A 20,835-nucleotide genomic window follows, 5' to 3' on the forward strand; every position below is an offset into this window, starting at 1 on the left:
TTTAGCGCAAAACTTAAACCTGCCACGCCGCTTCCTATAACCAAAAAGTCTGATTTGATTTCCATGTTCAAGAGCGTAAGACATTATCTGAAAAATGTCAATCACAGCATTGTCAACCATATATCCCAATACAGGTTGACAATATCATTTATTTTATGCTAATTAAAAGAGCCATGATTAGAGCTATGTTAAAGAGGTTTGAAGAAAAGGCATTAAGAGGAGAGGGGCTTTCCTGTGAAGAGGGATGTGAATTGATAAATCTGCCGGATGCACATCTCTTTGACATCCTTGCCTCTGCTGAAAAAATTCGCAAATATTTTAAAAGCGATGAAGTAAATCTATGCTCAATTATAAATGCCAAGAGCGGACTTTGTCCTGAAGACTGCGTCTTCTGCAGTCAGTCCGCGCATTATAATACTGATGTTAAGACCTACCAAATGGTAGAACCTCATAAGATTGTTAGGACAGCAAAAACTGCCTCACAGATAGGGGCAAGAGAGTTTTCTATTGTTACGAGCGGCACATCTGTCAGCAAAGACAACGATGTGGCTATTCTTGCGCAGGCGCTTCAGGAAATGAAGAACGAGGTAGCAATGGAAAGGTGCGCATCGCTCGGCATCATGGATGCTGAAACACTGCAAAAACTTAAAGATGCGGGACTTGAGAGTTATCATCATAACCTTGAAACAGCAAGGAGTTTTTTCCCCAACATTTGCACAACCCACGATTATGAAGAAGATGTAAATACTATAAGAACAGCCAAAAGGCTTGGGTTTTATACATGCTGCGGGGGTGTGTTTGGTCTGGGAGAATCCAGGGAACAGCGTGTGGAATTGGCAATTACCCTGAGAGAATTGGATGTGGATTCCATTCCGATAAATTTTTTAAATCCGAGACCCGGCACACCTCTGGAAAATGCGAATAACCTGACACCAATAGAATGCCTCAGGATAATCTCGCTTTTTCGTTTTATGCTGCCAACAAAGGACATTGTCATCTGCGGCGGCAGAGAGGTAAATCTGCGGGATATGCAGTGTCTGATATTTGCGGCCGGGGCAAATGGAATGATGATTGGAAATTATCTTACAACTACGGGAAATCCTCCGGAAAAGGATTTGCAGATGGTTAGGGATTTGGGGTTAAAACCGAGGAGATGATTAAATTTATAGATGATGAACTAAAAACTCTTAAAGATGCCGGCCTCTGCCGTCATCTGTCCCTCATAGAGGGCCCACAGGGGCCGAGGGTTAAAATAAACGGCACGGAGGTTATTCTTCTCTGTTCCAATAATTATCTCGGCCTTGCAAATCACCCAAAGATTAAACAGGCGGCTATTAAAGCTGTTGAAAAATATGGTTTTGGTTCAGGCGCATCAAGACTTGTCTCAGGCAATATGGAACTGCACGCGGAACTTGAACAAAGGCTGGCTCTGTTTAAAGACGCCGAGGCTGCATTGGTTTTTAACTCAGGCTATCATGCGAATATTGGAATAATATCCGCCCTTATTGGAAGAGGGGATGTGATATTTTCAGATAAGCTTAATCATGCCTCAATAATAGATGGGGGCATCCTAAGCAGGGCGAAATTCATCCGTTATCCGCATAAAGATATCAATGCATTAGAAGGTCTTCTCAAAAAACACTCATCACTCAACACTCATCACCCAACACTGATTGTTACTGACGGCATCTTTAGCATGGACGGCGACATTGCGCCTCTGAAAGAACTTTTTGAATTGGCGGATAAATACAACTGTATACTTATGGTTGACGATGCCCACGCAACAGGTGTTTTGGGGGCAAATGGGAAAGGCGCTTTGGAACACTTTAATATAGATAGTTCTAATATCATACAGATGGGAACCCTCGGCAAGGCCTTTGGTTGTTTTGGCGCTTATGTGGCAGGCAGTAAGAAACTTGTGGACTATCTTATAAATAAGGCAAGGTCTTTTGTATATACAACAAGCCTTCCTCCGTCTGTATGCGCAGCGGGCATAGCTGCGTTGGATATAATGGAAAACGAACCGCAACTCCGGCGGGGATTGTGGGACAGGGTTGTCTATTTCAGGACTGAGCTTAAACAAGCCGGCCTTGATACCTTGGAGAGCGAAACACAGATAATACCCATACTTGTTGGAGAGGCTGAAAAGGCAGTAAGGATAAGCAGAGACCTTCTTGGCAAAGGCATATTTCTCCAGGCCATAAGACCTCCGACAGTGCCGGAAGGCACAAGCAGATTAAGGGTTACATTGATGGCAAATCATTCATGGGATGATTTAAAATACGCCGTAGAAACAATTAAGGATGTGGCAAAAGATGCCTGTAAGTAGTAAAAACTGCTCACCCTTCACTGCTCACTCTTCACTGCTTTTCATCCACGGCTGGGCAACAGATTCGAGGATATGGCAGCATCAGGTAAAAGAATTTTCAAAGGATTATGAGGTTATTGCTGTTGAGTTGCCCGGGCATAGTGAGAAAGATGTATGGTCTGAATCAACATTGAGGCCTGCTGTTGAGAAGGTTTTACTGTCCACTGTTCACTGTCCGCTGTCCACTGGCTTTATCGGCATTGGCTGGTCGCTTGGCGGCCAAGCGCTTTTGGAAGCAGCGCTCAACTCGCCCGATTTATTCAAAGGCATTATCCTTGTTGCAACCTCGCCATGCTTTGTGGAAAAAAAAGATTTTCAATGGGGGCAGCCTCAAGTCGTTGCAAGGAGGATGCTAAAGGATTTAAAAAAGGACTTTACAAAAATAATGGAAAGGTTTTATCCATTGAATTTTACAGAAGAAGAGATTGCAACAGATAATGCCAAATGGTTCCTTAGCTATTATAAGGAGAAATCATCTGCTGTGTTTCATCATGATAGCGTTGCTAAAGGCCTTGAAGCGCTTTTTTCATTTGACATTCGGAAAAGTCTTAATAGCATCAAGGTTCCTGTGCTTATTATTCAAGGAAGCGAAGACAACGTCTGTCCTTCCGGCGCATCAACATACCTTGCAAAGAATATCAGTAATGCAAAGATTGAAATCATAAGCGCAGGCCATGTTCCTTTTCTAACAAGGCGCAAGGAATTTAATAAAATTGTCAGGGGCTTTATAGAAACATTATGATAACAACAGAAATTGATAAACATAAAATAAGGTTGTCTTTTTCCAAAGCTGCGCTTTGCTACGACATATTTGCATCGTTTCAAAAACAAGCGGCAAGAGAACTGGTGAATAAGCTGTCAGCCATCAGCTGTCAGCCATCAGCTATGAACATTCTTGACATTGGCTGCGGCACAGGTTTTCTCACTTATAGCTTGGCAAAGATGCTTCCCAAAGCAAATATCTTTGGATGCGATATTGCGTATCCTATGTTAAAGATGACAAATGCAAAACACAAGGGCAAGAAGATACATCTTCTTACTGCCGATGGGGAAATATTGCCTTGCAAAAATGAAGCCTTTGATATGGTTGCATCCAATCTCACCTATCAATGGCTTCCTGATTTATACACAGCATTTTTAGAGGCGCACAGGGTTTTGAGGCCGGGCGGCATATTCATATTTTCTACCCTTGGACCAGAGACATTGAAGGAATTAAGGTATTGTTATGCTGAGGCATCGGCCAAATTTAACAAAGACGGCCTGCCGCCTTTTATTGGTTTTTTAGATAAACAAATGCTACAGTCAGCCCTTGAGAATACAGGCTTTAAAAATATATCTATTAAAAAGGCAAATATCATTAAAGCCTATCCCGACATGTTGGCGCTATTAAGAGCCATGAAATCTATCGGCGCAGGAAATCCATTTAAGGAAGGCGACAAAAGCCTTGCCAGAGGCTCTTTATTAAAGCAGATGGCAGAGGTGTATGAGAAAGAGTTCAGTGGTCAGGGGTCAGGGGTCGGCATCTATGCTACTTATGAGGTCATGTTTGTTTACGGGGAAAAATGAGAAATAAAGTTTTGATCATCATTCCAGCCTATAATGAGGCTGAAAGTATTGAGGGTGTAATATCGGCGGTTAAGAAAGAACTGCCGGATGCCGGCATTGTTGTCATAAATGACGGCTCAATGGATACTACCAGTTATATAGCCAAGGGACTTGGTGTGACAGTCGTAGACCTGCCCTACAATATGGGGATAGGCGCTGCTATGCAGACAGGCTACAGATATGCCGCATTGAACGACTATGATATTGCAGTTCAGGTGGATGGGGATGGCCAGCATCCACCTGACCAGATAACATATCTGATCCGTCTTATTAGTGAGGGAAAGGCCGATATGGTTATAGGCTCAAGGTTTCTTGAAAAGTGGGAATATCATCCATCGTTTGCAAGAAATATTGGTATAAAGATTTTTTCAACAGTAATATCCCTTATAACAGGCCAGCGGATAACAGACACCACTTCAGGTTTCAGGGCCGTCAACAAAGGGGCAATAGAGTTCTTTACACTAAATTATCCTGATGACTATCCGGAGGTAGAGGCCATTGCATTGCTTTATAAGGCAGGATTTAGCATAACGGAAACATCTGTGAGGATGAAGGAAAGGACAGGTGGAAAATCCTCCATAACAGCTTTACAAGCTGTTTATTATATGGTAAAGGTGTTTCTATCCATATTTATAGATATGCTGAAAAGGGTTGAAAGGTGAGATGAAATGCAGCTTGTCCAGGTTATTGCCGTCATTTTCAGTGTCAGTCTCCTCATAGGCATTGTGGACCTGATAAGGCGCGGGATGATCAAAGAGCAGTATGCCCTCCTGTGGCTGGTATCTGCCGTTATTTTATTGATACTTTCAGTGTGGAGGGGTCTTCTGGATAAGATTGCCCTTGCGATGGGTATCGCATATCCGCCGTCCTTTATTTTTTTGGTTGCATTCTTGTTTCTTCTCCTGATAGTGCTGCATTTTTCGGTTATTATTTCAGATTTTAGTGAAAAAAATAAGAGGCTTAGTCAGGAGGTTGCGATACTTAAGACGATGTTTGAACAATATAAAAAAGGGGAAAAGAAATGAATCTTGAAAAGATATTTGAAAGCAAAAATTTTCATCTTGTTGCAGGTTTATTGATTGCGATATTAACCTTTCTCGTATATTCCAATACATTTCATGCAAGTTTTCACTTTGACGACACCCCAAGCATAGTTGAAAACTATACGATACGAAACTTAAATAATGCGCCTGGCATGTTGATCAACAATCGTGGCATAGCAACGGCTACATTTGCCATAAATTATGCTATAGGCGGGCTCAATGTCGTCGGATACCATATCGTAAATCTTGCTATACATATAACAAACAGCATATTTGTCTATTTTTTGATTTTCCTTACCCTTACCCGTATTGACAGCCTTAAGGATCGGGCAAAAAAGATAGCTGTCTATACTGCTTTGCTCTTTGCCGCGCACCCCATTCAGACTCAGGCTGTAACATATATTGTCCAGAGGATGGAGATACTTGCATCCATGTTCATGCTCATTGGTCTTTTGGTTTTTATAAAAAGCGCTGAGACATCGAAGACATCTGCAAGGGTACTGCTTTACGGAGCTGTGGCTGTCTCTTATTGGCTTGGTTTCCACTCCAAAGAAATAGCTATAACCCTTCCTGCAGTTTTATTTCTTTATGATTATTGTTTTCTTTCCAGCAGCGGCAATCAGAAAGTAACAGCAAGACTGCCGTTATATCTTGTCCTGATTGCAATGCTGGCATTTTTTGCAACAAGGACGCTCACAGGCCTTCAGGAAACGCCGGGCGGCTCAGCAGGGTTCAATGTTCAGAGCATAACGGCAAAGGAATATCTATTAACACAGTTCAATGTGCTTATATATTATATTACCCTCCTCTTTGTGCCGATAAATCAGAACCTTGATTATGATTTTCCCGTGTCAAAAGGACTCTTTGAGGTTCCGCTTGTAAAGGAGGGCACAGTATTAAATATCCCTATTCCGCCGCCCATTGTATCCCTTATAATGTTATCAGCCATAATTGGGATTGCCTTTTATCTTTTTACATCCCGCGCATCGCGTATTACCAATCACGGCCGGTTGGCCGCCTTTTCTATTTTATGGTTTTTTATCATCCTGTCTCCCACATCCAGCTTTATACCTATAATAGATGTCATGTTTGAGCACAGGCTTTATCTTGCCTCTGCCGGATTTTTCCTGCTGTTCAGCCTTGCCTTTGACCGGATATTTGAGTATGCGGGAAAAAGAAAAGGATAAAATCAAATGAATTTTATATGCCCCTATTAAGGCTCATAATATTTGCTGCCCTGCTGAGTATCCTTTCCATTGTAACAATCAAGAGAAACCATATCTGGCAAAATGACATCGCCTTATGGTCGGATGTGGCGAGAAAATCGCCAGGCATTGCGCGTCCCCACAACAACATGGGGAGCGCCATGGTAAATGCCGGGCGCTGCGATGATGCCATGCCTTCGCTTTTGCTTTCTATAAAGGCTGACCCCTGGTATATAGAGCCGCATTCTAATATTGCCATGTGTTATATCAAAAAAGGCCGTTTTGACGATGCCATACCAAAGTTTGAAGAGGTGCTCCGCATAAACGCAGTCTTAAAAAAAGGGCACTACGGCGTCCAGGCGGCGTCAAAATTAGACTTACAGGCCCATTCAAACCTTGGCAATATATACAATATAAAGGGTATGACAGATAAGGCGATATTCCATTATAAGGAGGCATTAAACATAAATCCAAAAGATACCTCAACCCGTTTCAACCTAGCCATGACATACGAGGCAATTGGGATGTTAAAAGAGGCTATGGCAGAATTTGAAGAGGTCTTAAAGACAGACCCTACAGATGAAGGGGCAAGGAGGGGGGTTGAAAGGCTTGCAAGGCTTTTACATTGACCCCATATACCTTTTGTGGTAGTTTTTGTTTAACCTGAATATGTCATCAAAAACAATAAAAAAAGCGGCAATGCCTGAAGCAGGCCGCGTCCTAATCGCAGATGACAATGCAATAGCCAGAAATGCCCTCGCAGCCCAGCTTGAGACCCTCGGTTTTAATGTTGTTGCAGCAGCAGCTACAGGCGAAGAGGCTGTAGTCCTTTATGATGAATTTAAACCCGACCTCGTTATTCTGGATGTTAAGATGCCAAAGATGGACGGCATCGAAGCTGCAAAGATTATAACCAACCGCATACCTATTCCCATAATCCTTCTAACAGGCTATTCCTCCGGACCGCTGGTTGACAGGGCAATAGAAAGCGGCGTATTTGCCTATATCATGAAACCAATAACAAAAAAAGACCTCCTTCCTGCCATAAGGCTTGCCTTTGCCAGATTTAATGAATTTAAGGCGCTGAAGAGTGAGGTTCTTGACCTGAAAGAGACGATTGAGACAAGAAAGTTTATTGAAAGGGCAAAAGGCATACTCATGAAACGTCTTGGTATTCCTGAGGACGATGCCTTCAAACTCCTGCAGTCTCAATCACAGAAGGAAAACAAAAAAGTTAAAGATATAGCAGAGGCAGTTATAACTGCCAGCAGGTTTATATAGATTAACCCCTCCGGAAAGATTTACGATAGATGTCCGCTTCAAACCCAAAAATAGACCTTGATTTTTGGGGAAACTGGCAAGTTGCCTGTCAGACGAGGCAGCGGACAATTTTTGCGACGAGCCGTATGCTCACCGATACGGTGAGGAGCAAAAATTGTCCGATAACGATGTATGGCAGGCAAATCGCCAGTTTGTAAAATAGCGAGGTTTTTAATCGCTATTTTACGGTCAAACCTTGGAATAACTAATTTTGGGATAAGGTGTGGAGAGATTCATACTTCGTAGTCAACAACCCGCTTTTCTGAACATACCTTCGTAATAAAGTCCACTGCCTTCTTATGTTCCGGATGCTCCCGGTAAACTTCCAGCATCTGCATATCGTCAAACTCTGAATACAAAACAATGTCAGATGCGCTTGCAGACTTCCCCACATTTATACCCACTTCAAGGCATTTTACGACCGGGATTTTTTCTTTCAAAGCTTCCAGAAGTATTTTAAGTTTCCTGGCATTTTCAGCTTTACTATGCCCCTCAGCCGAATCCTTGAGCCTGAACATGACGATGTGCTTTATCATCTGTTAAACCTCCAATAGGATTTCAATCCTTGTTTTAATGGCATCTTTAACATCCCCCTTTTCTAAAAGGGAAACCAGTGGAAAATTATAGCTCCCTCTCCCCTTGCGGGAGAGGGCTGGGGTGAGGGGTCGTTGCGAGTGGAAGGCGAAGCAATTTATTAACTTATTTTTTTGTAAAGTATCCCCAGCACATTATGAAGATTATCTAAAATAACATACTGGGCTTTTTTGAAGTCAATCTCATTTTCCGGAAGTGGTTTTTCTATTAGCCGTAAAAATATTTCCCCAAGTTTACGATATTTTTTCTTAATCTCGCCAGAATCGCCATGTTCAATATCATGCCTACAATAAAAATTTCTAATATCCCTAATATCATGTAAGGGTTGATATTCTTCATCCGAAAGATAAATCTTAACTCTTGAACCTTCCCCAGCCCCTTCATAAAGCATAAAATATAAACAATCGATAAAATCGCTAAAAGTTTTTTTGTCATTACAAGATAAGTGTTGAATATTTTTTATGCTTTCCATCATTTTATTTGTAGGTTTAAAAATATCGTTACTGCCCAGAACACACGCCTTTTCATTGCATTTGATTATCAAATTGCAAACAGAATATGCACTTTTTTTAGACGGAAAAACAGTTTCTTCTCTTTTAGATTTATACGGTAATGCTATAAGAACAGAGCGTCTTTGCACTACTGGAAGAGTATCAAAGGGTTGGAATAGCATTGTTGGATATCTGTTACGGATACTTTCGACTTCTTTCGCTTTTTCTATAAAAGATTCGTATTCCCTTAAAAAGGCTGGTTTGAAAGATTCGAAAGTCTTTATTTGCTGACTGGCTAACTTAACAGACTGTGCTGCAGAAGATAGGATGGCCATATCGCGATTAATCATCTCAAAAGCGTTATAATACTCGTATGTTTTAAAAATGGTTGGCGGAACTGCTTCGCGGTATGCTTGTTGCATTCTGGCAAATTCTATGGCTGACTTGATTGCAACACTTTGTGAAACTGTTTCATGGAGCCTTTGTTGCATTTCTATGGCCGATTTGACCGCAGAACTTACAATTAGGGCCTCTTTCATTCTATTTATATCGTGAATGGCCAATTCTAATATTTTCATTAGTACTTAAATCCTTGAATTATTTTATCAAATAAGTGTTTTTATGATAAACCACAATATATAGTATGTCAAGTCTTATTTGAACACTATATATGCTTGGAATAACAAGAGAAACCCATATTTCTACCTTCCCTCCACCACCTTTATCTCCTCCTCCGTCAACCCGTAAAACTCATATACAAGCCTGTCAATCTGGTTGTCGGTGATTTTTACTTGCCTTTCGAAGAGTTCCTTTTCATGCGGAGTCTTTGCCTTCCTGAGTTTCCCGTTGAGTTCGAGCATGCGGTCAACGAGGGAGACCATCTTGTCGTGCATGGATTTTTCTTTAGGGTTTTTAAAATTGATTGTATGGATGGGAAGTTGTTTCAGGTCTATAACTCTAATTGAGACATCAAGAATAATTTTTCGATACCAGTAATTTAGCAGACTAGAATTTACCAAACCCAGTATATACATCAATGAATATGTCTCATTTTTAATTGGGACGATATTCAATAAAACTCCCGCACTATAAGTTTCATCATCATTAAGGTAGCCTGCAACCAGTCGTTGTTTCAGCATAGGATTGCGTAGTTTTTGAACGACTAATCGCGGTCCTTTAAAAAATCGTTCGTCAACCGCATGTGCAAGCCATGGGCCATAACTGACCCAGTTCTTTTTATTCCAAGCCACAGAATAACGCGATACATCTCGTCCAAGCAACTCTTTCTTATAGGTGTCATCTTTTTTACACTCAGCATGAAATAATCTTTTAGTGACAATTTCTTCTGCTTTCGCTTTGCCATGCAACGCTGCAAGTGTTGAACGTCTGTAAAGCGTAAGACCTTGTGATATTTCTACAATAGCACCTAGATCAAAAGTATTTTTTTCAACCTTAAGAATAATTTTGGAATCCTCTTTAGAAATTCTAGGATTGAATCTGAATCTAGGATGCTTCTGCCAAGTACCAAGTATAATTTTTTCAAGTAGGTTATCTATTCCCATTGGCTTAAAACATTCAATCAACTGAGATGATGATATTTCACCTACCAAAACAAATTTGTCACATGTATCAGATTTGCCATCCTTTCTTGCAACAATAATCGCCGAGTCCATTTTTACACCTGAAAAAACATTTTCTGGTAGTACAATAAACGATTCAGGAGTCATATCTTCAGTAAGATATTGACGTAAATGTTCAGTTTGTGATCGAGAAATCCAATAGCTTGGGACAATAAAACCGAACAAGCATTTATCATTAAGTAATTTTGTACCCTTTTCAATAAAATATATATAACTCTCATATTTTCCGCTATTAAGCAAGTAATGCTGTTCTAAATATCGTTTTTCGTTTTCCGAAAAATCTGCACCCCAGGGTGGATTCCCTATCACACAGTCAAAGCCGCCCTCCTTCATTATCCTGCCGAACCCCTTTTCGTCGTCATTCCAGTCAAAGACGTTTATCCTTCTATCAATATCCACCTCACCCCCACCCCAGCCCTCCCCCGTTGAGGGGGAGGGTGAAATTGTTGTGCCCTCTCCAGCAAGCCCCCGATTGAATCTATCGGGGGCAAGTGGCGAGGGGGCTTTCCCCCTCCCTTGACGGGAGGGGATAAAGGGGAGGGTGGGAGAAATGGAATCATAAAAGTCCGGCCCTATCAAAGAATTCCCGCATTTTATATTATCCTTTAAATCCGGCAAAGCCCTTTCCCTGAACAATGCAAGGGTTTTGCCGAGCGTTTCTTCATTTTCTCCTTCAAGCACTTTTAATAGAAGCGAAAGTTTAGTTACCTCGACTGCTTGACGGTCTATGTCAACTCCGTAGATGTTATTTAAAAGTATCCTTTTCTTTTCCGTGGTTGTAAGCTGCCATCCTGCTCTGCTTCTATATACAGCGGGCTTTTTGCCCGTTGCGTATTTTTCGGGATTGTTTTTGTTGTACCATTTTGTGTGCCAGTCCAATAGATGCTGGTATGCGCCAATCAGGAAAGAACCGCTTCCGCAGGCAGGGTCAAGGATTCGGAGTTTTTCCGCCTGCTTCGGGGTTTTGACTTCAAGGAGTTTTCCAACCGTGTTTTTAACAATATAGTCAACGATATAACTTGGCGTATAATAGACTCCCCCAGCCTTTTTAACCTCCGGCTTTTCTTCAACCTTTGCCGCATGTCCCGCGGTAAGGCGAATGACCTTTCCGAGAAACTGCTCATAGACGTTTCCGAGTATTTCCGCGCCAAGCACTGAAAATTCGTAAGGAGATTTCGGATAGTAAAGCCCTTCCACTATGTCCTTCAGCGCCTTATCATCTATAACAAGGGTATGGCTGAGTGTGTCGGCCTTGAAGTCAAAAAGCCCGCTATTGTATTTCGCGTCCGCCTGATAAAATAGTTCCATAAGACGTCTGTAAGTGTTTACACCGTTTAAAAGGGCCTGCAGACGGCCATAGCTTTCAATTCCCCTGTCCTCGCAGATGCGGAGGAAAATGATTCTGTCTATTGTCTGCTGGACTGCAAAATTCAGTTCATCCACTGTAAGGCGTGGGTTTCTCTGGGCGAGGTTCTTTGCAAGGATTTCGCGCCACGACTCTATCGCGCGGAGAAATTCCTTATCCACCTCCGCAGTTCCCCTCATCCCCTTTGTTGTCTCAATATAGCGGTCAAAACTTCCCTTTAGAACAGCCTCCTTTGAAAAACGGTCGTATATCTCATCAAACTTTCCAATATATTGCTCATAGGTATAGTAAGCGATTCTGCCAGTAGATACTTTATCGGAGGGATTTGGTGTTATGCGGCAGTCATAAACGGCAAACTCTTCAAAATCGGTAAGAATGGAAAGGGGCAGTTTTGCGCTCCATGCGTAGCGGCGGAGTTGATATGCGGGAGATGTGTCTTCTTTTATGTTGATTGCGGGTTTTTTTGTTTCAAGAAAAAACTTCCTCTGCCCGCCTATGCGGAAGGAATAGTCAGGGGCTTTGAGGCTTATTCCTACCTTTATGGAATCCTCGTGAACTACTTCTTTGTACTGCTCTGCATAGCCCTGTTTATTTTGAACGTCCCAACCGAGGGCTTCAAAAAAGGGGTCTATGAATTCACGCCTCAGTTGCGTTTCGTTATATGAACCGCTTTTGTAGGCATCAAGGTTACGGTGAAACCTCTCAACGAGTTCCTTTGTCTTTTCTTTTGCGTCTTCCATGTCGGTGCTCGCCCTAAAAAATGCGTGTTTATAATACACACACCTTTTTTATAAGGCACCTATCGCATTTATCATAATCTTTTTTCTTCGGACAATGCTCTAATATCCCAAGCCTGCATAAGGCAAAGTCATATTTAACAGGGTCATTTGGGTCCAGCTTTTTTAAATTATCAGTAATCTCCTCTGCCATTTTCCAGTCAGGGTTTTTCCTTTTGGTAAGGCCGATATTTTGAGATATCCGTGCGATATGTGTATCCAGAGGGATTATCAGCTTGTCCGGAGGTATATTCTTCCAGAGGCCGAAATCCAACTTATCACCCCTTCTTACCATCCATCTTAGATAAAGATTTAGTCTTTTGCATGGACTGCCATTGTTTGGAGACGGAAAGAAAAATCTTACACCAGCATGCTGAGGGAGTTTTTCTTTGCCATAGATAGGAGACGAATCGAGCAGTAATACCCTTTCAGAAAAACTTACAAGACTATTCTTTATATTCACATCCTCCGGCTGATAACCTTTTAAAAAAAACCTTTCTACAGAGCCGCTCTTCTCAATCATTTGCTGAGCAAAGTAAATGAGACAGGCAATATCCTTGCCGCTGTTGAATCTGTGGACAAAACCGTCGAATATTTTTGCATCTTTTTGCGGGTTGAAATTGACAATAAACCTGTATGGCTGATTGCCCATCAGTTCCAGCACAGTTCTTACGCTTATCAGGATTCTCTCTACCCGGCCATACGCAAGCGAAGATGCGACCAGACCGACAAGCTCCTGATCTTCCGGTTTTTTAAACTGATGAACAAATTCAAGCGGGTCGGGTGAAAGAAATTTCAGGTCAAATGCAGCATATAGCTTATCAAGGCAGTGCTTTAGATTTTTCATCTGTTGGCTTACGAAACCACATATTTTATCTTATACTGGCCTAATTCTATAACATCGCCGTTTTTGAGGAGGTGGTGTTCCTGCACCTTTTCTTCATTAACCTTTGTAGCCGCCCTGCCGCCTTTGTGCACTATTGTAAACTCGCCCTTCTTGCCCCTCAGGATACTCGCATGATGTTTCGCCATGCCTTTTCCCTCCAATTTTAATTCCATATCATCGCCGATGCCAATGGTAGTTACTGTAGATTTTAAAATATGCTCCTTGCCGTCTTCAAGCACAAGCTTTGATTGTCCGCCTAATTTTGCTTTTACCTCAGGAGCAACAGGCATCTGGGCAGGCGGCGCGGCAACAGGCTGTGTAGGAAGGATAGTTTGTTCTGCATCAGCAGTCTGCGGATATTTAAATGTAAGGGCGTAATTTAATATCTGTATACTGTCGCCGTTTTTAATCTCTTTCGTTGTTATCTTTTCGCCTTTTATAAATGTTCCGTTTGCGCTTCCCTTGTCTTCAACAAGGAATTTGCCGTCCTTTTCTTTTATCACGGCATGATGTCTCGAAACCCCCGGGTTATCTATTAAGATATCGCTGTCTGTCCCCCTGCCAATGGTAGTCTCTGCCTTTGTAATCGCATATTGATTTATAATCTTATCAGCTTGCATGAGAATTACTTCAACGTCTTTTACCGATACCGAGGCGCTTGGTTTTTTTATGTAATGAGCCGTTAAACTCTTTGGCAGCTCATCCTTTGGAGAGATTCCATCAGGCACAGGGGTCATCTGGATATCGTCAAAAACCTCTATAGATGGCACACACCCCTTTTGGCCAAAGAGATAGAGAAGAAGCCCGTCCTTTGGCTGCTCTTGCGCATGAGCGCCGTCAGGAAGATAATTAAATGACGGTCTTCCCTTCAGGCAGATGCAAAAACCCAGCTTTTCACCGCATCTTGCGGCAATTATACTGTCAGCGCCTTTTTGAGCCAGCTCATTAAGTACCTTTTCCATATCAACCATATCTGCCGTAAATTTATGCGCCGGCCGTTTCTTGAAATAAACAAGTATGCTTAAAAGGAGCTTTTTTTCAACCTTATAAAAAACAACGGATGCTGTGCTGAGAGTTGAATAGGCGTCAAAAAAATCCTGGACATCAAGCATGGACAGACCATCTTTATCTGTCCTGCCTGAGGCATACGGTCTTCCGCCTACCACAAAAAGATACGCCATGCCGTCCTTATCTGAAATGGTAAAATAGCCGTCGCCTGCCGTGGAGATTATATCATTAAAAACAGCGTCAAAGTTTTTGATGCTTAAGTTTTTTTCCTCAAATAATTTTTGGACAGCCGGAAATATTGGAATCATGGTTGTTTTCTCCTCACTTAAAGTAAAGGATATGCCTTCCGATAGTTATCCAGTCATTTGGCTTCAGTACGGCTGTTGTCATCTTCTTTCCGTTTACAAAGGTGCCATTGGTACTGTTGAGGTCAGTCACGGTATAAGAACTCTCTGCATTGCCTTCTCTTTTATCTATACGGGCGTGATGGCCTGAAACAGCCATATGGTCAATACATATGTCATTATCATCTTTTCTCCCAACAGTTAAAGAAGGTTTATCAAGGCTATATTCCTTTATGAGGACACCTTGGAATTTGAGGATAAGTTTTGACATATTGATAACATTCCATAATCCAATGCACTACGACCTTTTAAATCCCTCTGCCTGTACGCCGCATACAGGACACCTGTTAGGGGCGGGGCCATTTGCTTTATAGCCACAATTAGAACAGATATTAATTTCGCCTGCTGCTAAATTATTTCCTGGCTTCCTTGTATCCTTTGTATCTGAAAAAGAAGCCGTATGCGGTTTTTCTGTTTTCGGGGTTGAATCAATCTGTCTTATAGGCTTGGGTTCTTCCGGAGAATTTATTGTAGTCTTCCATATCGGCGGAATAGGCCGAGGTTTCTTTGTTTCAGCAGCCAAATGGGTGGGTTTTATTACCTTTTGTTCTTCTAATGGTTTTACCGTTGTCTTACTGGTGGAAGATATTTCATCAACCTTTCTTTTGCCTTCCTCCGATGCCTTTTCCTGTTCGTTGTCTTTTCTTAATAAGAGGGCATGGAGTTTTCCCGCATGCTCCTTTTCTTCTTTTGCCAGGTCCAAAAAAATGTTTTTTACTTCTGTTGTTTCAATCAATGCAGCCATTTGCTCATAACGATTGACGGCATCCATAGCAGCTGCTATGGATGCTCTTAATAGTTGAACAAGCTCTTTTTTCTTGATTGTTTCCAAACCTAAGGGTGTCTTATGCGGCATATATTTCTCCCCTTGAACATTTGCTTTTTCTCATTGCTGTGCTTAGTTTTCACATGCCTTCATCTTTGTTTCGTCGAGCGGGACGATTTCATAAAAACTTCACCAACACTACCGTTATATTATCATCTCCGCCGTTAAAATTTGCAAGACCGATAAGTTCTTCGCAGGCATTATCCAGATTGTCGCCGCACCTGTTGACAATATCAAGCATATCTTTATCCTCTGCAAGCGATGACAGACCGTCGGAACAGATAAGGATAACATCGCCCTTCATCGCCTCCTCATCCCTCGTATCCACCTCAACAGTCTTATCAGTTCCAATCGCTCTTGTAATAACATTTTTATAAGCTGACTTCTTTGCCTCTTCTGCCGTGATTAATCCCATTGAAAGCTGCGTACTCACCATAGAATGGTCTTTGGAAAGTTGTTCAATGCTGTTATTTCTTATCCTGTAAATTCTGCTGTCGCCTACATTTGCAGTCGCAAAACCGCCGTTGCAAATAAGGATGCCGGCAATAGTTGTGCCCATGCCCTTCATTTCCTGCCCTTTTTCTGCCATCTCAAAAACACCCTTATTTGCAAGCTGTATTGCCTTCACGAATATTTCTGAATTTGGCGGCCCTTTTTTAAGCCACTCAGAGAGGCTCATCTTTGTTATCTCAACTGCTATCTGGCTTGCTATCTCGCCTGCCAAGTGGCCGCCCATGCCGTCTGCTACAAGAAAAAGCCCGATATCCCCTGCCGCGCAAAAGCTGTCTTCGTTGAGCTTTCTTTTTTTACCCACATCTGTTTTTGCTGAAAATTTTATATTCATAGATAAATTCCTTGATTTGTCCAGAAAATACCCCCTTTACCCCATCCCCACCCTGACCCTCCCCTTGAAGGGGAGGGGATAAGAGAGATTTCTCCCTTTGAAGGGGAGGGAACAAAAAAGTTTCCTCTCTCTCAGAGAGGATTTCCTACTTTTCTTCCTCTCCCTCAGGGAGAGGATTAAGGTGAGGGTGGGTTAATTTTCATCCCGTCTTTGCCAGACACACTTTTATTGCATTTGCAAATTCAGCGCCTGTCTGGAATCTCTCTTCCGGTTTTTTAGCCAATGCCTTGTCAACGAGTTTTTGCAATATAGGCGGCAGATCCTGTTTATATTCCAGGAGCGATGGCGGAGCTGCATTTGCAATCTGATACATTATTGTTGTTATTGTATCTCCATTGAAAGGTTTTTCACCAACAAGGAGTTCGTAGAGTATTACCCCAAGAGAAAACAGGTCGCTCCTGCCGTCAACCTTTTTGCCGGCAAGCTGTTCAGGGGACATATAGCTTGGTGTGCCCATTATCACGCCTGTCTTTGTGTGAGATGATGATTGTATCTTTGCTATGCCGAAGTCGGTCACCTTTATCTCGCCTTTGGCAAGCATCATGATATTTGCCGGTTTTATATCTCTGTGGACTATACCATTTTTGTGGGCATAATCAAGTGTTTCAGACAACTGGCCGATAATCTTTAAGGTTGTTTTTAGCGGCAGGAGATTCGTTTTTTTACACCAGGTCTCAAGCGTCTTGCCCCTTAGAAGCTCCATTGCAATGTATGCCAGATCCGATTCTTCACCCACATGATAGATGGTTACAATATTGGGGTGCGTGAGTTTACCGGCGCTTTCCGCTTCCCTGAAGAAGCGGTCTTTTACAGCCTTGATGGTATTCGCGTCAACCTCGTCAAAGTGCACGGTCTTTATTGCAACCTCTCTTTTCATTTTTGGGTCAACACCCTTATACACAACACCCATTGCGCCCCTGCCAAGTTCTTCCACTATTTCATAGTCGCCGATAGTGGGTTTTTCCATGCCGTCTATAATGGCTGTGCCCTCTGCCGCTGCCTTAGACCCTTTCCATGCGCCGGCTGCCGGCATGGTTGTCAATTTTTTGATCCGTTCTGCAATATCCTTGTATTTTTTGTCAGTTTTTGCGATATGCTCATACACAGACATTGCCTGTGTCGGCATCCTCTTTCTCTCAAAATCCAGACCGAGGTTGTACAGCGCATCCTTTACCTCGTCATTAACCCGGGAAATGGCCTTAAATTTTTCAAATGCCATATCCAGCGTCCCCTTCCCCTGGAAGAAAAGGCCGAGAAGCCTGTTTGCCTCATCGCTCTCTTCTGTTACAACCTGCTTCTGTTTCTCAACTGTAAGGTAGCTCCTTGAGGTAATCGCGATATAGTTAAAAATAAGAATCAAGATTGGATATGTCAGGTTGAGCCACAGGCCGTAAGATGCGTATGCAAATATGATAGAGATTGTATATGCGGCAATAAGCCCGCCGCCGATATACGCCCCCATCTTTGCCCCAAGCCTTGGCAGTAAAAATGCGGTCAGGATGCCGAATAAAAGTGTTGCGCCAAAGCCAAACATGTCCGCCCAGACAGGCTTGCTTATAAAATCGCGGTTTAATATATTGGAGATTATGGTTGCCTGCCGTTCTATGCCGGGGAACACCGGAGAAAGCGGCGTTGCCTCTATATCTGCCACGCCGATGCCCGTGGGGCCGATGAGAACTATTTTATCTTTAAATGCCCGCTGGTCTATCTTGTCATTCAGGACATCGTAAAAGGAGTAGTGGGGAAATGTCTTTGGAGGGCCGTAATAATTGATAAGCATCTGCATATTGAAGTTTGCAGGCAATAACTGGTCTTTAAGAAACATCTCCACATCCGGACTAATCCAGATATCCTCTTTTGTTGCCCCCGCAAAATTAGCCGCCACAGTCAGCGGAAAGGAGGGATAAAGCCTGTTGCCATAATCTACCACGAGGATGTCGTATCTTGATACGCCGTCTCCGTCAGGGAATCTGTTTACATGGCCCATGTCCACGGCGGCCCTGCTTAACCGTGGTATGGGCCAAATCATTCTGGAGGCTATTGGCGCAGGCACAGGACTACCCTGGATTGCGGCCTTTGCGACCTCAGCCGGTATCTCTTCAGCGCCTAATGTCTTCTGCATACCTGAGCCGAAATCAAAGGCAACCGGCAGCACAACATTGCGGCTGGCCTCAATTGATAAGGCTAATTTCGCATCCCTGTTCAACTCCTCTTTTATCTTCTCTATCTCGCCAAGAAATTCTCCGCCGCCCTTTGCCGATGCAAGACCTAATTCAGAAAATTTTTTCTCCATTGTCTCAATGGCAGACAGACCGCTGGCCTCTTCAGGCTCTGAAAAAATGATATTCAATCCTATGACCTTTGCCCCTGCCCCTGAAATCCTTTTTATAACCTCTGCCATTCTTGTCCTTGGCCACGGCCATCTGCCAAGCTTTGCGATAGACTCATCATCTATTGCAACTATGGCTATCTCTTCACTGGCCTTGGCAGGGTGGAAAAGCCGCATCCTCATGTCATAGCTTTTTAACTCGATTGTTTCAAGAAAACCTGTCTTTGTGTAGAAGAATATGCAGAATATTGATGTGACGATTAAGCCGATAACTATGTCAGGTGTTTTTTTGGAAGGTTTCATAAATTAAATACAGGCTATAGGCAATGGGCAATAGGAAAACCAATAGCCCATGGCCTATCGCCTCTTGCCTGTATTTATCACAGGGGACATGCTTTTGCAAATGGTTTGTGGCTTCTCTATTATTACGGCAATTGACATACTGTTTTGTTGGGCATTGTTGAGGGAATAACTTATTAATAAAGAAAGGAATACCGGAAGCAGGGCCTGCCTAAAAACATCTTTAACTATGGCTGTGATAAGGATTTTGAGAAATCTATGTATTTGGTGGAGGCGGTGGGAATCGAACCCACGTCCGGGAATGCTTATCCAGGGCATCTACATACTTAGCCTGTAGATTTTTCTCGCTTCATGGTTCGTTACAGGCATCAAACCAGGAAACCAGTCCGTTTAAATCTTGCCTTCAGGTCCTTCGGACCGAGCCCCAAAAGCCATCCTGCTGATTGTCGTCTCTTAAATCCGGCAGGAACAGGCCTAAGAGACGCCGGCTGCCTTAAGCAGCCAGAGCGTAATTATAGTCGTTTGCGACTATTTTTTTCTGGTGTTTTAACGAGTCCCCAGGCCTCGGTATGCTTCCCTTGGAATCAGTTCATCCCGTCGAAACCTATCGCCCCCTTGTTTTATTGTAAAGCCAAAATGGCCTTAATTGCAAGATTAAAGTATCTACCGCCTGTCTTTCACTGCCTTTTCCATCTCTCTTTCAACAGTCTTTTCCTTTATTGTCTCCCGCTTATCAAAAAGTTTTTTCCCTTTTGCCAGGGCAATCTCTACCTTGGCTTTACCATTTTTAAAATAAATTTTTGTAGGAATCAGGGTATAGCCCGTTCCCTTTGTTTTTCCTATGAGTTTATTTATTTCTTCCCTGCGGAGGAGGAGCTTTCTTGTTCTGTCCGGCTCGGGCATGGTAAATCTATCAGCCTGTTTGTACGGGCTTATGTGCGTATTTGTCAGAAAAAGCTCTCCATTTCTTACCATGGCATAGCTGTCCTTCAGATTAGCCATGCCGAGCCTTAAGGACTTTACCTCTGTCCCGACCAATACAATCCCAGCCTCAAAGGTTTCATCTATAAAATAGTCATGATAGGCTTTTTTGTTCTGACATACAACTTTTATATCCTCAGCCATCAGATAACTCTGACCACAACAGGTCTAAAGCCTTCTTTTTTTTCAAGCCTTTTACCGTACATTCTTATGCCGAAGAAGGTTATAACAAGAAAGAATGCGCCAAGTATCCCTGAGAGCAAATCAGGGTTTAAAGTTAAGGCAAATTGCCTGACAAATATCTGCCCCAGGGCTACACCGGTAATCAAACCGGCGATAGGGCCGAGATAAAGCAAGAGGCTTGCCTTCAGAAGGGTGGCTGTTCCGACCATTACTACAACCCTGTCTCCAAATTTGGCATTTATAGGGTTTTCAGCCTCTATGATAACCTCACTTGTGCCTATAACCCCGTGGCATGTTTCTCTTGCCACACAACTTTCGCACGAGGTGCCCTTCTCGGTCTTTATAAATGCCCTGCCTTCCTTTATGTCTACCACAACCCCTTGTTCTTCAATCATGTTATTATGCTATCAGATACAGCAGGTATTTTCAACATGCGGTAGACATAAACCCGCGTTATTCCAAAATGAGGTAATGTATTATTTCTTGTGTCAGAAGCAAGAAAGGGGTATCTCCATGGTAAGCCAATACCAAAACAAAAGGAGGATACCCCATGACTCAAAGAGCCACAATAGAGAATTATGCACAGGCAGTAAGGATAGTCAAGGA

Annotated in this window: 20 protein-coding genes and 1 other RNA gene; 9 read left to right on the top strand and 12 right to left on the bottom strand. The window is 42.7% G+C overall.

Going from position 1 to position 20,835, the window contains the following annotated elements:
- Positions 1-155: 155 nt before the first annotated feature.
- Genes bioB through Q8P28_09910 form a run of 9 tightly spaced genes read left to right on the top strand, consistent with a single transcriptional unit; the run spans position 156 to position 7,502 of the window.
- Entirely contained in the window at positions 156-1,157 is a 1,002-nt protein-coding gene (gene bioB, locus Q8P28_09870) for a biotin synthase BioB (GenBank protein MDP2683087.1), read from the top strand.
- Positions 1,154-2,329, top strand: coding sequence for an 8-amino-7-oxononanoate synthase (bioF, locus tag Q8P28_09875; protein ID MDP2683088.1), 1,176 nt, complete (start codon positions 1,154-1,156; stop codon positions 2,327-2,329). The genes bioB and bioF overlap by 4 nt, the downstream gene beginning before the upstream one ends.
- Positions 2,316-3,110: an alpha/beta fold hydrolase gene (locus tag Q8P28_09880; GenBank protein ID MDP2683089.1), complete on the top strand. Its 795-nt coding sequence runs from the start codon at positions 2,316-2,318 to the stop codon at positions 3,108-3,110. The genes bioF and Q8P28_09880 overlap by 14 nt, the downstream gene beginning before the upstream one ends.
- The gene (bioC, locus tag Q8P28_09885; protein MDP2683090.1) at positions 3,107-3,934 is read left to right on the top strand and encodes a malonyl-ACP O-methyltransferase BioC; all 828 of its coding nucleotides are present in this window, start codon (positions 3,107-3,109) and stop codon (positions 3,932-3,934) included. Before Q8P28_09880 ends, bioC begins: the two co-directional genes overlap by 4 nt.
- Entirely contained in the window at positions 3,931-4,635 is a 705-nt protein-coding gene (locus tag Q8P28_09890; protein ID MDP2683091.1) for a glycosyltransferase family 2 protein, read from the top strand. Before bioC ends, Q8P28_09890 begins: the two co-directional genes overlap by 4 nt.
- A 6-nt stretch (positions 4,636-4,641) precedes the next feature.
- On the top strand, positions 4,642-4,998 hold the full coding sequence (locus Q8P28_09895) for a DUF2304 domain-containing protein (GenBank protein ID MDP2683092.1): 357 nt from the start codon (positions 4,642-4,644) through the stop codon (positions 4,996-4,998).
- Complete coding sequence (locus Q8P28_09900; GenBank protein MDP2683093.1) at positions 4,995-6,203, top strand: hypothetical protein; 1,209 nt, start codon at positions 4,995-4,997, stop codon at positions 6,201-6,203. The genes Q8P28_09895 and Q8P28_09900 overlap by 4 nt, the downstream gene beginning before the upstream one ends.
- Positions 6,204-6,220: 17 nt before the next feature.
- Positions 6,221-6,850: a tetratricopeptide repeat protein gene (locus Q8P28_09905; GenBank protein MDP2683094.1), complete on the top strand. Its 630-nt coding sequence runs from the start codon at positions 6,221-6,223 to the stop codon at positions 6,848-6,850.
- Between the two features lie 40 nt (positions 6,851-6,890).
- The gene (locus tag Q8P28_09910) at positions 6,891-7,502 is read left to right on the top strand and encodes a response regulator (protein MDP2683095.1); all 612 of its coding nucleotides are present in this window, start codon (positions 6,891-6,893) and stop codon (positions 7,500-7,502) included.
- Positions 7,503-7,774: 272 nt separating this feature from the next.
- Here the strand turns inward: Q8P28_09910 and Q8P28_09915 are convergent, their stop codons facing one another.
- The 12 genes from Q8P28_09915 to Q8P28_09970 form a co-directional block, all read right to left on the bottom strand.
- Entirely contained in the window at positions 7,775-8,077 is a 303-nt protein-coding gene (locus Q8P28_09915) for a Dabb family protein (GenBank protein ID MDP2683096.1), read from the bottom strand.
- A 158-nt stretch (positions 8,078-8,235) separates the two neighbouring features.
- Positions 8,236-9,204: a hypothetical protein gene (locus tag Q8P28_09920; GenBank protein MDP2683097.1), complete on the bottom strand. Its 969-nt coding sequence runs from the start codon at positions 9,202-9,204 to the stop codon at positions 8,236-8,238.
- 123 nt (positions 9,205-9,327) lie between these two features.
- Positions 9,328-12,372, bottom strand: a complete 3,045-nt coding sequence (locus tag Q8P28_09925) for an N-6 DNA methylase (GenBank protein ID MDP2683098.1) — start codon at positions 12,370-12,372, stop codon at positions 9,328-9,330.
- Positions 12,373-12,400: 28 nt separating this feature from the next.
- Positions 12,401-13,255 (bottom strand): TIGR02757 family protein, encoded by an 855-nt coding sequence (locus Q8P28_09930; protein ID MDP2683099.1) that lies wholly within the window; start codon positions 13,253-13,255, stop codon positions 12,401-12,403.
- An 8-nt stretch (positions 13,256-13,263) separates the two neighbouring features.
- Positions 13,264-14,610: an FHA domain-containing protein gene (locus Q8P28_09935; protein ID MDP2683100.1), complete on the bottom strand. Its 1,347-nt coding sequence runs from the start codon at positions 14,608-14,610 to the stop codon at positions 13,264-13,266.
- A 13-nt stretch (positions 14,611-14,623) separates the two neighbouring features.
- Positions 14,624-14,917, bottom strand: coding sequence for an FHA domain-containing protein (locus Q8P28_09940; GenBank protein ID MDP2683101.1), 294 nt, complete (start codon positions 14,915-14,917; stop codon positions 14,624-14,626).
- A 27-nt stretch (positions 14,918-14,944) separates the two neighbouring features.
- Positions 14,945-15,562, bottom strand: a complete 618-nt coding sequence (locus Q8P28_09945) for a ferritin family protein (protein ID MDP2683102.1) — start codon at positions 15,560-15,562, stop codon at positions 14,945-14,947.
- An 88-nt stretch (positions 15,563-15,650) separates the two neighbouring features.
- On the bottom strand, positions 15,651-16,376 hold the full coding sequence (locus tag Q8P28_09950; protein ID MDP2683103.1) for a Stp1/IreP family PP2C-type Ser/Thr phosphatase: 726 nt from the start codon (positions 16,374-16,376) through the stop codon (positions 15,651-15,653).
- A 199-nt stretch (positions 16,377-16,575) separates the two neighbouring features.
- Positions 16,576-19,068: a serine/threonine-protein kinase gene (locus tag Q8P28_09955; protein MDP2683104.1), complete on the bottom strand. Its 2,493-nt coding sequence runs from the start codon at positions 19,066-19,068 to the stop codon at positions 16,576-16,578.
- Between the two features lie 262 nt (positions 19,069-19,330).
- Positions 19,331-19,680, bottom strand: a transfer-messenger RNA (tmRNA) gene (gene ssrA / locus Q8P28_09960).
- 48 nt (positions 19,681-19,728) lie between these two features.
- The gene (smpB, locus tag Q8P28_09965) at positions 19,729-20,193 is read right to left on the bottom strand and encodes an SsrA-binding protein SmpB (GenBank protein MDP2683105.1); all 465 of its coding nucleotides are present in this window, start codon (positions 20,191-20,193) and stop codon (positions 19,729-19,731) included.
- On the bottom strand, positions 20,190-20,624 hold the full coding sequence (locus Q8P28_09970; GenBank protein MDP2683106.1) for a SoxR reducing system RseC family protein: 435 nt from the start codon (positions 20,622-20,624) through the stop codon (positions 20,190-20,192). The genes smpB and Q8P28_09970 overlap by 4 nt, the downstream gene beginning before the upstream one ends.
- Positions 20,625-20,835 lie beyond the last annotated feature (211 nt).

Source organism: Deltaproteobacteria bacterium, assembly GCA_030690165.1.
In the GTDB taxonomy this organism is placed as follows: Bacteria; Desulfobacterota; GWC2-55-46; order UBA9637; family UBA9637; genus JACRNJ01.

What these genes read in the sequence shown, in the direction of transcription:
- bioB (MDP2683087.1), top strand. Translation starts at nt 156, where the DNA reads ATGCTAATTAAAAGAGCCATGATTAGAGCTATGTTAAAGAGGTTTGAA.
- bioF (MDP2683088.1), top strand. Translation starts at nt 1,154, where the DNA reads ATGATTAAATTTATAGATGATGAACTAAAAACTCTTAAAGATGCCGGC.
- Q8P28_09880 (MDP2683089.1), top strand. Translation starts at nt 2,316, where the DNA reads ATGCCTGTAAGTAGTAAAAACTGCTCACCCTTCACTGCTCACTCTTCA.
- bioC (MDP2683090.1), top strand. Translation starts at nt 3,107, where the DNA reads ATGATAACAACAGAAATTGATAAACATAAAATAAGGTTGTCTTTTTCC.
- Q8P28_09890 (MDP2683091.1), top strand. Translation starts at nt 3,931, where the DNA reads ATGAGAAATAAAGTTTTGATCATCATTCCAGCCTATAATGAGGCTGAA.
- Q8P28_09895 (MDP2683092.1), top strand. Translation starts at nt 4,642, where the DNA reads ATGCAGCTTGTCCAGGTTATTGCCGTCATTTTCAGTGTCAGTCTCCTC.
- Q8P28_09900 (MDP2683093.1), top strand. Translation starts at nt 4,995, where the DNA reads ATGAATCTTGAAAAGATATTTGAAAGCAAAAATTTTCATCTTGTTGCA.
- Q8P28_09905 (MDP2683094.1), top strand. Translation starts at nt 6,221, where the DNA reads ATGCCCCTATTAAGGCTCATAATATTTGCTGCCCTGCTGAGTATCCTT.
- Q8P28_09910 (MDP2683095.1), top strand. Translation starts at nt 6,891, where the DNA reads ATGTCATCAAAAACAATAAAAAAAGCGGCAATGCCTGAAGCAGGCCGC.
- Q8P28_09915 (MDP2683096.1), bottom strand. Translation starts at nt 8,077, where the DNA reads ATGATAAAGCACATCGTCATGTTCAGGCTCAAGGATTCGGCTGAGGGG.
- Q8P28_09920 (MDP2683097.1), bottom strand. Translation starts at nt 9,204, where the DNA reads ATGAAAATATTAGAATTGGCCATTCACGATATAAATAGAATGAAAGAG.
- Q8P28_09925 (MDP2683098.1), bottom strand. Translation starts at nt 12,372, where the DNA reads ATGGAAGACGCAAAAGAAAAGACAAAGGAACTCGTTGAGAGGTTTCAC.
- Q8P28_09930 (MDP2683099.1), bottom strand. Translation starts at nt 13,255, where the DNA reads ATGAAAAATCTAAAGCACTGCCTTGATAAGCTATATGCTGCATTTGAC.
- Q8P28_09935 (MDP2683100.1), bottom strand. Translation starts at nt 14,610, where the DNA reads ATGATTCCAATATTTCCGGCTGTCCAAAAATTATTTGAGGAAAAAAAC.
- Q8P28_09940 (MDP2683101.1), bottom strand. Translation starts at nt 14,917, where the DNA reads ATGTCAAAACTTATCCTCAAATTCCAAGGTGTCCTCATAAAGGAATAT.
- Q8P28_09945 (MDP2683102.1), bottom strand. Translation starts at nt 15,562, where the DNA reads ATGCCGCATAAGACACCCTTAGGTTTGGAAACAATCAAGAAAAAAGAG.
- Q8P28_09950 (MDP2683103.1), bottom strand. Translation starts at nt 16,376, where the DNA reads ATGAATATAAAATTTTCAGCAAAAACAGATGTGGGTAAAAAAAGAAAG.
- Q8P28_09955 (MDP2683104.1), bottom strand. Translation starts at nt 19,068, where the DNA reads ATGAAACCTTCCAAAAAAACACCTGACATAGTTATCGGCTTAATCGTC.
- Q8P28_09970 (MDP2683106.1), bottom strand. Translation starts at nt 20,624, where the DNA reads ATGATTGAAGAACAAGGGGTTGTGGTAGACATAAAGGAAGGCAGGGCA.